The following is a 14,679-nucleotide window of genomic DNA, read 5'->3' on the forward strand; positions in this document are numbered from 1 at the left end:
AAAATATTCTAAATAATGCTTGTTTAAAAACTCAAGTTTATTCAAAATTTTATACCATAATACCTCTGTAAAATATAGTTAAAACAAACATTTTTATATTAGTAAATAAATATTATTAATAATATTTATTTACCAGTCATACACTAATATTAAAATAAAATTTTATTTATTAAAGAAACTCATAATATTTTTAATTCACTTTATCTAAATATAAAGTCTATAACATTTATTATTATAAAATCATTAACTTACGTATATACTCTTAAGTTTTTGCTATGTTTTTTAAATTCACCAAAATTATTAGTCATAGGAACATTAAATTATTACTGGACTTATAGAATTTTAAGTAAAGTGAAAGCGATACCAATATTAATAATTTAGTAAAGCAATTAATTTATCCCATAACACATAAAAATCACAACTAATTTAAAACACCAAGTATTAATATGTAAAATATATACTAATATTATTTTAACCATAAATGATAAATTATACAACTATTTATTATTTATATAATTTTAGCATATAAACCTTACTTTCATTATCTAATATTTTAACAAAATTTATCAAATCTATACAATATATAAATACAAACTATTTAAAAGTTTTTGACTTTAAATACCCTGTATTTTAATTTTCATAAAAATAAAATATGTAATTTAATTTTTTATATAACGATGTCTTGCTTCCATCATTTTTGTATAAGCTATCCTTTGTTGGATTTTAAAATATTAAACCACAAAGTGACAGCTTATTCCTATTTAAGTAATTAATCTTCTATAAAAGTTTATAACAAATTCTAACTCTGTGCTTGAACTGCAGTTACAGCCACTACCTTTACTATATCATCAACACTGCAACCTCTTGATAAATCGTTTATAGGCTTTGCAAATCCCTGGCATATAGGTCCTATAGCTTCAGCTTTCGCAAATCTTTGAACTAACTTATATCCTATATTTCCTGCTTGTATGTCAGGGAATATAAGTACATTAGCTTTTCCTGCTACTTTACTGTTAGGAGCTTTTAAGTCCGCAACTTTTTTTACTATGGCAGCATCTAATTGAAGTTCTCCATCTATATCTAAATCAGGTCTAGCTTCTTTAGCAAGCTTTGTTGCCTTTGTAACTTTATCTACCAATTCATGACTAGCACTTCCCATAGTAGAAAATGAAAGCATAGCAACTCTTGGTTCTATTTTACACAAACTTTTTGCAGTTTCCGCTGTAGTTATTGCAATTGAAGCTAACTCTTCAGCAGTAGGGTATACATTTACAGCACAATCAGCAAATAACAGGAATCCATCTTCTCCATATTCACAATCTGGTACACTCATTAAAAATATACTGGAAACTACAGAAGCACCTGGAACTGTCTTTACTATTTGAAGCCCAGGTCTTAAGAGATCTCCTGTTGTATGTATTGCACCTGAAACTAAGCCATCTGCATCTCCAAGTTTTACTATCATTGTTGCAAAGTATATAGGATCTCTAACTATTTTATCTGCCTTTTCTAGTGTAACTCCCTTATTCTTTCTGATTTCATAAAAAGCATTGGCATAGCCTGCTGTCTTACTTGAAGTCTCAGGATCTACTATCTCAGCTCCAGCTAAATTCACTCCCAATTTAGATGCATTTTCTTTTATTACATTTTCGCTTCCTACCAGAATTATGTCTGCAATACCATTTTTTATTATTTCTTCGCAAGCTTTAATGTTCCTTTGTTCTTCTCCCTCCGCCAAAACAATTTTTTTCTTATTTGACTTAGCCAAGTCAAAAATTTTTTCCATTAATTTCATGTTTTATTCTCCTTTCAAATTTTAAATTTAGATAATTAAGATTATACACTTATACTATAATCCTTTTTACCTATATTTTTCAATGGAAAATTATTTGATTTTAATATTTTATTAAAATTTTTTCTCTCTAGATACAAATATTTTATAATCATTTTTTAATATTTCATGTTTTAATATTTCATGAAAAAATAATTATAATAAACGAAATTTTACTGGTATAATATTTGTATAAATATAAATGCCAAGGAAAGGAATTTTAGTATATGAAAATAACTGGTATAATAGTCGAGTATAATCCTTTTCACAATGGTCATAAATATCATATTGAAAAAACAAAATCCATAACAAACTGTGATAGTATAATTGCAGTAATAAGTGGAAACTTTGTACAAAGAGGGGCCCCCTCTATGGTAGACAAATGGAACAAAACTAAAATGGCTCTTTTAAACGGAGTTGATTTAGTGTTAGAACTTCCAGTTCTCTATAGTTTATCTTCTGCAGAATTTTTTGCCTACGGAGCTGTAAGCCTTTTAGAAAATTTAGGAGTAGTAGAAAATTTGTGCTTTGGAAGTGAGTGTGAAGATATTAAACTATTAACTCTTATAGGAAAAATTCTATGTGAAGAACCAGAAGAATTGAGATTAACTTTAAAAGAAAAACTATACCAGGGTATGTCTTATGCTTCTGCACGAGGGTATGCCTTAAAAGAATTTTTTTGCCGTAAATATCCTCTTAAAAATAACAGTATAACAGAAATACTTCATTTACCTAACAATATACTGGCAATAGAATACTGTAAGAGCCTAGCAAGACTTAAAAGTACTATTAATCCTGTGTCCATAAAAAGAATCGGAAATTCATATAACAGTACACATATAAATCATGGTTTTTCAAGTGCTACCTCCATTCGCAATTTTTTAAAAGAAAATAATTCTCTACAGGAACTAGAAAAAGCTTTGCCTTATAATATATTATGTATTTTAAGGAATTTAAGTCACTCCAATTATAAATTTACTTTTGAAGATTCTCTAGTGCCTTACTTAAAATATAAAAATTTATTTTATGGAAAGAATATAAAATATTTACCTGACGTATCAGAGGGACTTGAAAATAGAATAGAAAAAGCTTTAAAAAATGCTTCTTCCTATGACCAAATTATAAATTATGCTAAAACCAAACGATATACCTACAGCCGCATAAGTAGAATTCTATGCCAATTTTTCTTAGGATTTGAAAATTTAGATACAAAAGCTTTAAGGAAAAATAAATGTCCTTATGGAAGAGTTTTAGGATTTAACAGTAAAGGTATGGAAATATTGAAAGAAATAAAACAAAATTCCTCTATACCTATATATACAAAACTTCCTAAAAATATAAATGATACATTAAAATTAGATATTATGGCCACAAAAGGCTATAGTCTTTTAAATAAAAATATAGCCTTCAATCAAGATTATATTTCAAGTCCACTTATAATGGATAAAATTTAGAATAAGTAGCCTGCTTAATAAATATACTTTACTAAATCATATATTATATTTATTAAAATTTTTATCTGAGCGCGGTAATTGGCTAATACTCCCATCTTCTTTAAAGTGAGAGATAAGCACGACTAACGCGCCTGAATAAGTTCTTCTAAGGTTCAGATGGAGATAAGCATTTCTCTATAGCAAACTCCACCTGAACCTTAGAATCACTTGATATTAGAAAGTAGGCGATTGACTTTGGAATTTTTACTTTATTTTTTAATATGTGCAATAATAATTCTTTTATATATTTTATTTAAGAACACAAATTTAATTGTAACCATAATCTGTTCAATTTTAATAGTACAAATTATAATGGCTCCAAAAATATGTATAGATGGAGTAATTATGGGAAGTTTTTTATTCTTTTATAAAGTGTTTCCATCCCTATTTTCATTTTTAGTTGTATGTAATATAATTCTCTGTTATGATGGAATAAATATATATTCTAAATTAATAGGAAAAATCTTGTGCAAACCACTTAAACTTCCTATAAGTTGCAGCTTTGTAGTAATAATAAGTATACTCTGTGGCTATCCTTTAGGTGCCAAATACGCCTGTGAACTATATGAAAAAAACATAATAGATTCTTTTACCTGCGAAAGACTTTTAAATATAGCGTCTAATGCAAGTCCCATATTTATATTAGGTTCTGTAGGAATATCTATGCTTAAAAACTCCTTTATAGGTTATATATTATTATTGTCCAATTTTTTATCCTGTATTGTCATGGGACTTTTACTTCCTGCCAAAAAATCCTACAAAAATTATAACTTTGAGAAAACCCATACTTATGTTTATGAAAATATAGGAATATCAATAAAAAGAAGCATAGAAAATTCTCTAACAACTTGCATATCTATAGGAGGATTTATAATTATATTTTCTGTAGTTAATAATATTTTAAAACACAATTTTTTATTTGATTCCCTCGTATATAGAATTTCAAATATAATAGGGATTTCCAAAGATATAGTAGAAGGTACTTTACTTGGAATAATAGAAATGACAAATGGGTGCAATCTTATATCATCTTCTACTGCTTCCACTACTTTAAAACTTATAATTATAAGTTTTTTATTTACTTTTAGCGGTATTTGTATTATATTTCAGGTTTACTCTTTTACCTATAAATTTAAAATATCCATAAAAAAATATATAATCAGAAAAATGTTTCAGGGAATTATATGTTCTATAATAAGTTTTTTACTTTATAATTTATCTTTTCACAAATTATCTACACAAACTTTTTTACCTAACTATAAAATTACAGGAGATTTAAGTAATGTATTTATACTTACTTTAATTTTACTCATAGTACCCTGGTTATTATTTAAATTAAAACACTTATTTCATATCTCTTAACTGCTTTATATTATCTTTTATAGATTCAGTATTTAAATTTATACTACCTTCTAAATTATCTAAAAACTCTTGAAGTTCTAACTTTAAACTTGACAACATTTCATTGCTTTTACGTAATATTTCACTATCCAATTGACTTAACATTTCATCTGCATAGTCCCTTGCACCTACTCTTATTGCTTTGGCATTTTTTTGTGCAGATGAAATAATCTCTTCAGCTCTTATATTGGCCTCTTTTGTAATATCATGATTTTCTATCTGACGTCTTAATAAATTTAAATTTTGTTTTTTTATATCATCTGCTTCTTGTACAGCTTCAGTTAAAATTCTCTCTTTTTCTTCTATTATCCACTGTGCTTTTTTTAATTCACTTGGAAGACAATTAATTATTCTGTCCAATATCTCTGATATTTCATTTTTATTCACCATAACTTTTTTACTTAAAGGAACTTTGGCAGAAGTATCTACAATCTCTTGAAGATATTCCAGTAGTTTGATAACATCCATACTCTTTCCCCCTAAGGTGTATCAACAATTTTTATAAGCTTTATCAAATTTTTTAATAATATCAATAATCACTTCTTTAGGAACCAATTCTTCTATACATCCCCCAAACATAGCTACTTGTTTTACAGAAGATGAACTTAAAAACGAATTCATAGCACTGGCCATCATAAAAACCGTATCTATATTAGGATCAAGTTTTTTATTCATAAGAGACATCTGACATTCATATTCAAAATCCGATACAGCTCTTAATCCTTTTACTATAACTTGACTTTGTTTTTCCTTCATAAAATCTATTAAAAGTCCACTAAAACTTTCAACCTTTACATTTGGCATATCTTTTACCACTCTTTTTATCAATTCTACTCTTTCTTCAACAGTAAATAATCCCTTCTTGTCAGGATTGACTAGTACTCCAACTATTAATTCATCAAATACTTTAGATGCCCTATCTATTATATCTAAATGTCCATTGGTTATAGGATCAAAACTTCCAGGATATATTGCCCTACTCATAATAATTAGTCCTCCTTGTATTTATAAAAACACACTGTAGTATTTCCGTACTTTCTATGATCTGCTAAAATTATGTTATTACTCCCTTTATATATCTCCTCACCTGTATCAATCTTAGTAACTATAATTCCACTTTTACACAATAATTTTTTACTTTCTACTATTTCTATAACCGGTGGAATCATATTTTTTTTATAGGGTGGATCAACAAATATTATATCGAATATTTCTGTTTTTCTTTTTATTTGTCTAAGAAATTCATAAGAATCCTTATTTATGGTTTCACAAATTTCACCAAAACCCAAACTTTCCACATTTTGTTTTAAAAAAGAAAATGTATCTTTATCCCTATCAACCAATAAACATTTTTTAGCCCCTCTGCTTATAGCCTCAAGGCCCAAACTTCCCGTACCTGCAAATACATCTAACACGCAAGAACCATAGATTCTATTTTGTATTATGTTAAACATAGCTTCCTTTACCCTGTCTAAAGTAGGTCTTGTAGTATCATATCCTTTAGGAGACATTAATCTTCTTCCTTTTGCAAGACCTCCAATTACTCTCATAATTTTTTCCCTACCTTCTATATTTCATATACTGCATTTTTCTATAATATTTTAACATATATGTTTCTATTATTCAAAACCATTTCAATAGGTGCTATATAAATCCTCTACATTAAATTTTTAAACTAATTAAAACTTATGATTTTAGAAGTTTTCTCTAATTTATCCATAAGTTCCTTTTTAATTTTTTCGTCCTCACTTTGTTTACTTTCTAGAAACTTCTTTGCTTCTAAATTGGCCAATCTAAATATATGTATATCTTCTGATAAATTTGAAAAAATCAATCCATTTTCACCATGCTGTTTAAATCCAAAAATTTCTCCTGTACCTCTTATTTTTAAATCTTCTTCTGCAATAAAAAATCCATCATTGCTACTTCTCATTATTTCCATTCTTCTCCTTGTGAAATCATTTTTAATGTCTGCAATTAAAATACAATAAGATTTATATTCTCCCCTTCCAACTCTTCCCCTCAACTGATGAAGCTGTGCCAGTCCAAATCTCTCTGCATTTTCTATTATCATAACTGTAGCATTTGGCACATTAACACCCACTTCTATAACTGTTGTAGATATAATAGCTTTTATATCTCCATTTTTAAATTTATTCATAGTCTCTTCTTTGGAACCAGATGGCATCTTACCATACAATATACCTATCTCTAGGTCTTTGAAATATTTTTCTTTCAATTTATTATAGATTTCTTTTACAGAACTTAAATGTAAATTATTATTTTCTTCCACTAAAGGACATACTACATATACTTGCCTACCTTTCTTTATCTCTTCTACTGCAAATTTATATACCTTATCTTTTGAATTTTTATCTGTATAATAAGTATGTATTTTTTTTCTTCCGGGAGGAAGTTCATCTATAGTAGATATATTTAAATCTCCATACAAGCATAAACTTAAAGTTCTTGGAATAGGTGTAGCTGTCATAACTAAAGTATCTACATGTTTACCTTTATTTATAAGTTTGCTCCTTTGAACCACTCCAAATCTATGTTGTTCATCTGTAACTACCATTCCTATATTTTTAAATTCGACATCATCTTCTATGAGGGCATGAGTTCCTATTATAATATCTATCTTTCCAGCTTTTAAATCTCCCTTTATTATCTTTTTATTTTTTTCAGTAATACTCCCGCAAAGTAATTGTACATTTACTCCTGTATCTTTTAAAAACTTTTTACATTCTTCATAATGCTGGTTTGCAAGTATTTCTGTAGGAGCCATAAAAACTGCCTGATATCCATTTTTTACTACATTAAAAATAGCTATAATAGCCACTATAGTTTTTCCGCTGCCTACATCTCCCTGTAACAATCTATTCATAGGTAACTCTATTTTTTCATCTAATAATATTTCTCTTATAACCTTATTTTGAGATTTAGTAAGCTCATAAGGTATTTTTTTCTTTAATTCTTTCAATTCTGGAACTATTTTAAAAGCTATACCTTCTCTATTTTTACTATGATAATTTTTTAACATTAAAATTTTCAAGGAATAGGAAAACAATTCTTGAAATTTAAGTCTTCTTTTCGCTTCTTCCAATTCTTCTATACTACTGGGTTTATGTATTGCCTTTATAGCTTTATTTAAATTACAAAATTTGTATTTTTTAATTATCCAAATGGGTAAATTTTCTTCTATATCTACTTCATTAATTACCTTAGATATAAGTTTTATAAAAATATTATTTGTAATACCCGATTTTAAAGGATAAATCGGTATTATTTTATTCTCTTTTTTATTATTTACCTCATTGTTAACCAAGGTAGGATTCATAATAGAAATACTTCCATTAAATCTTTCAATTTTACCCATTATCCTATAAACTTTATTTATCTTAAATTTGTTTTTCATATAAGGCTGGTTGAACCATTTACCTTGAAAAGTTCCACTTTCATTCTCAAATACAACTGTAGAAAGTATCTTCTTATTCTTAGTTCTTATATCTTTTTCTATAGACTTTACTCTACAGTCTATTATGACCTTTTCAGTTTCAATTTTATTTAAATTATTCAAGCTAGAGATAACTTCATAATCCCGTGGAAAATATAAAAGCAAGTCTAATATGTTAAATATACAACATCTATTTAAATTTTGAGCAGTTACATCACCTACTCCCTTTATAGATTTAACATCATCATATACATTCATATATCTCACCTACCCTTAATATATCCTATAATAAAATTCTTTTCTTCTTCAATCAAAAAATAAATAATTTGCATGAATAAAAAAGCCACAGTAGGCTTTTTTATTCAACAGAAACTATAAAATAATATAAGGGCTGTTCCCCACTATAACACTGTATATCTATATCATCATAGCTGCCTTCAAGCTTCCCTACAAAAGAATTTACTCCATCCTCATTGCAATCCTTACCATAATATATACTTATAAGTTCACTGTTTTCTTTTACCATATGACTTATAATTTTATCACATACTTGGAATATATCTTTTCCAACTTTCTCTATTTTGCCTTCTACAAGTCCCAATATATCTCCTGCCTTTATATCTTTTCCATCTATTTGAGTATCTCTTACTGCATAGGTGACAGAGCCTGTAGTCACAGTACTTATAGCCTCTTCCATAACACTTATATTTTTCTGTAGTTCCTCTTCAGGATTGAAAGCTGTTATAGCAGTAATTCCCTGGGGTACCGTTTTAGTAGGTATTACTTTCACAACTTTATCTGAAAGTTCTGCAGCCTGATTGGCGGCCATAATTATATTTTTATTATTAGGCAGTACAAATATATTTTCTGCATTTAATTTATTTATACAATTTAATATATCTTCTGTACTAGGATTCATGGTCTGACCACCTTCTATTACATAATTCACTCCTAAATCCTGAAATATTCTTTTAATACCCTCTCCTGCAGCTACTGTAATAAAAGCATATTCTTTTCCCTCAACACTTCCTTCAGAAATATATGCTTCCTCTTCACTATCATTATTTATATCCTCAAGTGGAGTTTTTTCACCATTCACATTTAAAATATTTCTATGCTGTTCTCTCATATTATCAATTTTTATCTTTGACAACTCTCCAAGTTTAATTGCCTGAGACAGTACTTCACCTGGGTCATTACTGTGAATATGAACTTTTAGAACATCTCCATCCTTTACTACTACTATGGAATCTCCTATAGTTTGTATCTTATCTTTAAAACTACTTATATCCGAATTTTTAAGATGAATAAAAAATTCAGTACAATATCCATATTTTATTTCTTCTGATTCCACACTTTTAGCCGAAGATTGAGTTACTACATCTTCAGCTTTCTTTAAATACACTTCCTCTATATCCTCTTTTAAAGCCTCATACATTCCTTGAAATATAATCAAAAGTCCCATGCCACCTGCATCTACTACTCCTGCTTTTCTAAGTACAGGGAGCATTTCAGGAGTTTTATCCAATATTTTTTTACTATAATCACACACTTCCTGTAAAAGTCCAGTTATATTTTCCTTTTTAGATTTTAAGGCACTATCCCCTGCAGCCCTTATAATAGTTAATATAGTACCTTCTGTTGGACGCATAACAGCCTTATATGCAGCCTTTGTACCTTCTTCTAAAGCTACTGCAAATTCTGATGAATTCACCTGATTTTTTCCCTGGAGTCCATTAGATATGCCTCTAAATATCTGAGAAAGTATTACTCCTGAATTTCCTCTTGCCCCCATAAGGGCTCCTTTAGCTAATTCTTTAGATACATTATCTATAGATTTACCTTTTGTATTAGATATTTCTATTACCGCATTTTTAAGAGTCATAGACATATTGGTCCCTGTATCTCCATCTGGTACAGGAAATACATTTAGAGAATTCACAAAATCTTTTTGCTCTTCTAGTTTGTTACTAGCGTTTACAACCATATTGTAAAAACGCTGTCCATCTATACTTAAGTATTCCATTTTTACGAATTACCTCCCTAGACTCTAACACCCTGAACATTTACAGTAATAGTTGAAACCTTCAGTCCTGTGTAGTTTTCTACATTATATTTTATCCTCTGTATTATATTATTTGCAATTACAGATATTTTTGTTCCATATTCTAATATTATATAAAGTTCTATCATTAATTCATTATCTTTAGAACGAATTTTTACTCCTCTGCTTAAATTTTCGCCCTTTATTAATTCCCAAAAACCATCCTTTGCATTCTTGGAAGCCATACCCACTACTCCATAGCATTCCATAGTTGATAATCCAACTATATTAGCAACTACTTCCTCTGAATAATCGATATAGCCATTTTCTCCAACAATACTACCTATCATATAAAAACCTCCTTACATTCCTATAATACCATAAACATATTTTATATTAAACAAAGTATTTATTCAACCTACAATAGTTTTAAGTAAAATTCTAGAAAAAAACCATTAATTAGAGTATACTTCTAATTAATGGTTAAAATCAATTAAATATTTAAATGTTCTATTATTTTTTTTAATATTTGTGCAGAATTTTCAAGAGCTTTAGATTCATTTTCATCTAAAGGAATTTGCAGTATGCTCTTTACTCCCGAAGAGCCAATAATACAAGGAACTCCCATAAAAACTCCTTTAATTCCATATTCTCCATTTAACAGAGTGGATGTTGTTAATATAGAATTTTCATCTCTAAATAGTGCTTCTACAATTCTCTTTACTGAAAGTGCAATAGCATAATAGGTAGAACCTTTTCTATTTATTACCTCATAGGCAGCTTTTCTCACACAGTTTAATATTTTTTCTTGATATTCTTTACTAAAATCCTTATGGATAAGCCTGTAATACTCTTCTAAAGGTATACCATTAATTGAAGTCAAACTCCATGCAGCTATTTCTGAATCTCCATGTTCACCCATTACATAACTATGGACATCTCTAATATCCACATCAAGTTCATCACTCACCATATACCTTAATCGTGAGGTATCCAGAACTGTTCCTGAGCCTATTATTCTATTTTCAGGAAATCCTGACAGTTTATAAGTTATATATGTAAGTATATCTACGGGATTTGAAACAACTAAAAGTATAGAATTAGAACTATATTTTACAATCTCAGTTATTATGGATTTAAATATAATATAGTTTTTATCAATTAATTCAAGTCTAGTTTGGCCGGATTTTTGTGCAGTTCCTGCTGTTATTATGACTATGTTGGAATCCTTAGTATCTTTATAATCCCTTGCTCTTACAGATACAGGCTTCACAAAAGACTGACCCTGTGCTAAATCCATAGCTTCACCTTCAGCTTTAGCTTTGTTTACATCCACAATTACAATCTCAGAGGCCAATCCAGACATCATAATGGCAAAGGCCGTACTTGAGCCCACAAAGCCAGCGCCAACTATTGATATCTTATTACTATTTATTCTCATTATAAACTGCACCTCCAAATTATTAATTAGTTGTGATTATATAACTAATAATTACAATTATCCACATATAAATATTAAAATTTTACTTTTAATAGTATGCCTAATACTGAAGAAAATTATATATTTACTTGCACATATTATACATTCTGTGGTAAAATAATGTGTGTTTAAGTTCAGAGACTGTTAAGGAGGTGTTTTCAAATGTCCAAGAAATGTGATATATGCGGAAAAGGCGTTGTATTTGGTGTACAGTATAGTCATTCACATCGTCAATCTAAAAGAACCTGGTCTCCAAATATAAGAAAGATTAAAGCTATAGTGAAGGGAACACCAAAAACTATACATGTTTGTACAAGATGCCTTCGTTCAGGAAAGGTTCAACGTGCTATATAAAAAACAAAAATGCAGTTGTTATGCACAATTGCATTTTTGTTTTAACTAATACTACTTTTTTTTAGTAAAAAATTTTATAATTGCAGATAGAGCACTGGGAAGCTTAAATGCAATAATTTTCATTAAACTACCTCCTTATTTATGACATTCTATCAAGTACCATCCACAATAAATTAATCCAGCTCCTGCAGCTATTATCCAACCCCATATAGGGATAATAATTGTCATTAAAAACCCAGCACCTATACACACAGCTGCCAATCCTATTTTCTTTTTAGTTCTTCTTCTAAAACTTCTTTTTTTCACGTTATTATCCCCACGAATTGCTTTATACTATTATATGCTGTTCCTCCTTATATGTTACCAATATTTTTTAATACAGGAGCTATTATATTTAAATTAAAACTACTCTCTGGACCTTATTAAAAGTAATTTTCCATCATCAAATATTATATTTACATCCTTATCTAAGAATTCATTAGATACTGTCCTCCCATCTCCTATATACAAATTATAATGATCTAGCTTATATTTTGCCCCTATTATGCTTAAATTTTTAACACAGTCACAATATGCATGAAGGGAAAAAGTTTGTCCTCGACATCCTTTTATTACCTTAGAATTATCTAATAATTCCATAATATTATTTTTATCCTTTATACATGCCTTAATATTTAAATGATTACACTTTAAAAGCATTCCTAAATTAGCAAAAACATGATCTAATCTACTTCCTGTACATCCAGTAAATATTATTTCATCTGCTCTTAAATCTACAGCCTTATTTAAGGCAATTTCAGTATCTGTAAAATTTTTGTCCCTGGGATATTTCTCTATTTTACAATTATTGCTTTTAAAAAACATCAATGCCTCTCCATCTATAGAATCAAAATCTCCTACAAGATATTCTGGTATAATTTTATAATTATAAAGACAATTTCCTCCCCCATCTGCACAAATTATCAGTGGATTATCCTTAATTTGTTCCTGAACAAGTTCTCTGGAGGGTGCAGTTCCCCCAGATACTATAAGTACTTTCATATTAAATTTCCTCTCTTAACAACTTTATATTCTCTTCTATAGTTCCTCCCTTAAATACAGATGAGCCTGCCACTATTACATTAGCCCCGCTATGCACCACTTCAGCTATATTATCTTTAGTAATACCTCCATCTACTTCTATCATTAAATTTTTATTATATTTATCTGCCAACTCTTTAACATGACCAATCTTACTGTTACAATACTCTATATATTTTTGACCTCCAAAACCAGGATTTACAGACATAATAAGTACCATATCCAATTTAGGTATTAAATACTTTATATTATCCACTAAAGTAGCGGGATTCAATGCCACTGCGGCTTTAACTCCCAGGCTTTTTATATAATCTATAGTCCTATCCAAATGTCTATCCGCTTCAAAATGTACTGTTATAATATCTGCTCCTTCATCTACAAAATCCTTTACATACCTTACAGGTTCTTCTATCATTAAATGTACATCAAAGGGGATTTTTGTAAGATGTTTTATACTTTTAATAACAGGTATTCCAAAACTTATATTTGGCACAAAACTTCCATCCATCACATCTACATGTACCAAATCTGCCCCATATTTATCTAAAGATTTTATTTCTTCTCCTAATTTTGAAAAATCTGCAGATAATATCGAAGGTGCTATTTTTATCATAGGTAATTTCTCTCCTTCTTTATACCAGTATACTTAATAATTTAGTATTTCTTTCTACTACTAATCTCATTTAAAGTTTTAACATAAAAATCATATCTTCTTTTATTTATTTTCCCATTATCAAGGGCTAACTTGATAGCACAGTCAGGTTCTTTGTAATGAACACATCCCTTAAATCTACACATGCCTATAAATTCTATAAATTCTGGAAAGCAATATTGAAGCTCCTCTTTAGTTATATGACCTATATCTAATGAAGAAAAACCTGGTGTATCCACCATAAATCCATCTTTCAATTCTATTATCTCACTATGCCTTGTGGTATGTTTTCCTCTATTTAACTTATGGCTTATTTGTCCGGTCTCCATAAGCTCCTTTCCATAGATGGCATTTAAAATAGTAGATTTCCCTACTCCTGAAGGTCCACATAAAACCGTGATATTATCTTTTAATTTTCCCTTAACCTTATCAATTCCATATCCTTCTTTAGCTTTTAAAAATATTACCTCATATCCTATATTGTTTACCATATCTATAGCATGTAATTTCTTTTTCTCATCAGCTAAATCTAATTTGTTAAAACACACCACAGGTTTTAAATTATTAAATTCACAGCTTATAAGAAATTTATTCAATAGATCTTCATTTATCTCTGGATAATTAAATGCAAATACTACCAGTGCCTGGGTTATATTAGCTACAGCAGGTCTTTTCAACTGACTTACTCTAGGATAAATTTCATCAATAACTCCTTGATTTTTTTCCAGTTCTATTTCCACTTCATCTCCTACCATAGGGGATAATCCATTATATCTGAATTTTCCCCTTGCCTTACATTCAATTATGCCATTATCAGTTCTTACATAATAGAATCCTCCTATTCCTTTCATTATAGTTCCCCGCATAATTCCTCCTAATATTTAATA

General features: G+C 28.8%; 15 protein-coding genes. 3 read left to right on the forward strand and 12 right to left on the reverse strand.

From position 1 onward, the window contains the following. Positions 1–799: 799 nt before the first annotated feature. Positions 800–1,795: a phosphate acetyltransferase gene (pta, locus tag AB3K27_RS12090; protein ID WP_368487679.1), complete on the reverse strand. Its 996-nt coding sequence runs from the start codon at positions 1,793–1,795 to the stop codon at positions 800–802. Positions 1,796–2,058: 263 nt separating this feature from the next. Between pta and AB3K27_RS12095 the strand changes: the two genes are divergently transcribed. Both AB3K27_RS12095 and ylbJ read left to right on the forward strand, forming a co-directional pair. Then, positions 2,059–3,285: a nucleotidyltransferase gene (locus AB3K27_RS12095; RefSeq protein WP_368487680.1), complete on the forward strand. Its 1,227-nt coding sequence runs from the start codon at positions 2,059–2,061 to the stop codon at positions 3,283–3,285. A 234-nt stretch (positions 3,286–3,519) separates the two neighbouring features. Then, positions 3,520–4,686 carry a sporulation integral membrane protein YlbJ gene (gene ylbJ, locus AB3K27_RS12100; protein WP_368487681.1) on the forward strand — a complete coding sequence of 389 codons (1,167 nt, stop codon included), beginning with the start codon at positions 3,520–3,522 and terminating at the stop codon, positions 4,684–4,686. Here ylbJ and AB3K27_RS12105 read toward each other — a convergent pair. The 7 genes from AB3K27_RS12105 to AB3K27_RS12135 all read right to left on the reverse strand — a co-directional run bounded on the left by AB3K27_RS12105 (position 4,669) and on the right by AB3K27_RS12135 (position 11,667). Beyond that, positions 4,669–5,193 carry an ATPase gene (locus tag AB3K27_RS12105; RefSeq protein ID WP_368487682.1) on the reverse strand — a complete coding sequence of 175 codons (525 nt, stop codon included), beginning with the start codon at positions 5,191–5,193 and terminating at the stop codon, positions 4,669–4,671. The genes ylbJ and AB3K27_RS12105 overlap by 18 nt on opposite strands. A 21-nt stretch (positions 5,194–5,214) precedes the next feature. Then, positions 5,215–5,709: a pantetheine-phosphate adenylyltransferase gene (gene coaD / locus AB3K27_RS12110; protein ID WP_368487683.1), complete on the reverse strand. Its 495-nt coding sequence runs from the start codon at positions 5,707–5,709 to the stop codon at positions 5,215–5,217. A 5-nt stretch (positions 5,710–5,714) separates the two neighbouring features. Then, a complete protein-coding gene (gene rsmD, locus AB3K27_RS12115) occupies positions 5,715–6,275 on the reverse strand; it encodes a 16S rRNA (guanine(966)-N(2))-methyltransferase RsmD (protein ID WP_368487684.1) in 561 nt (186 codons plus the stop codon). A gap of 125 nt (positions 6,276–6,400) precedes the next feature. Next, the gene (gene recG / locus AB3K27_RS12120) at positions 6,401–8,440 is read right to left on the reverse strand and encodes an ATP-dependent DNA helicase RecG (protein ID WP_368487685.1); all 2,040 of its coding nucleotides are present in this window, start codon (positions 8,438–8,440) and stop codon (positions 6,401–6,403) included. Between the two features lie 100 nt (positions 8,441–8,540). After that, positions 8,541–10,208, reverse strand: a complete 1,668-nt coding sequence (locus tag AB3K27_RS12125) for a DAK2 domain-containing protein (protein ID WP_368487686.1) — start codon at positions 10,206–10,208, stop codon at positions 8,541–8,543. 17 nt (positions 10,209–10,225) lie between these two features. After that, the gene (locus tag AB3K27_RS12130) at positions 10,226–10,576 is read right to left on the reverse strand and encodes an Asp23/Gls24 family envelope stress response protein (RefSeq protein WP_368487687.1); all 351 of its coding nucleotides are present in this window, start codon (positions 10,574–10,576) and stop codon (positions 10,226–10,228) included. Between the two features lie 143 nt (positions 10,577–10,719). Next, positions 10,720–11,667 (reverse strand): L-lactate dehydrogenase, encoded by a 948-nt coding sequence (locus AB3K27_RS12135; RefSeq protein ID WP_368487689.1) that lies wholly within the window; start codon positions 11,665–11,667, stop codon positions 10,720–10,722. A gap of 201 nt (positions 11,668–11,868) precedes the next feature. On the opposite strand from AB3K27_RS12135, the gene rpmB reads away from it, so the two are divergent. Continuing rightward, positions 11,869–12,060 (forward strand): 50S ribosomal protein L28, encoded by a 192-nt coding sequence (gene rpmB / locus AB3K27_RS12140; RefSeq protein WP_368487690.1) that lies wholly within the window; start codon positions 11,869–11,871, stop codon positions 12,058–12,060. Positions 12,061–12,195: 135 nt separating this feature from the next. On the opposite strand, the gene AB3K27_RS12145 is transcribed toward rpmB, so the two are convergent. From AB3K27_RS12145 to rsgA, 4 genes are all read right to left on the reverse strand, one after another. Then, positions 12,196–12,366, reverse strand: coding sequence for a hypothetical protein (locus tag AB3K27_RS12145; RefSeq protein ID WP_368487691.1), 171 nt, complete (start codon positions 12,364–12,366; stop codon positions 12,196–12,198). A 99-nt stretch (positions 12,367–12,465) separates the two neighbouring features. Next, the gene (locus AB3K27_RS12150; protein WP_368487692.1) at positions 12,466–13,101 is read right to left on the reverse strand and encodes a thiamine diphosphokinase; all 636 of its coding nucleotides are present in this window, start codon (positions 13,099–13,101) and stop codon (positions 12,466–12,468) included. Position 13,102: 1 nt separating this feature from the next. Beyond that, positions 13,103–13,753: a ribulose-phosphate 3-epimerase gene (rpe, locus tag AB3K27_RS12155; protein WP_368487693.1), complete on the reverse strand. Its 651-nt coding sequence runs from the start codon at positions 13,751–13,753 to the stop codon at positions 13,103–13,105. Positions 13,754–13,794: 41 nt separating this feature from the next. Continuing rightward, complete coding sequence (gene rsgA / locus AB3K27_RS12160) at positions 13,795–14,658, reverse strand: ribosome small subunit-dependent GTPase A (RefSeq protein ID WP_368487694.1); 864 nt, start codon at positions 14,656–14,658, stop codon at positions 13,795–13,797. Positions 14,659–14,679 lie beyond the last annotated feature (21 nt).

Origin of the sequence: Clostridium sp. BJN0013, assembly GCF_040939125.1 — a bacterium.
Lineage (GTDB): Bacteria > Bacillota > Clostridia > Clostridiales > Clostridiaceae > Clostridium_B.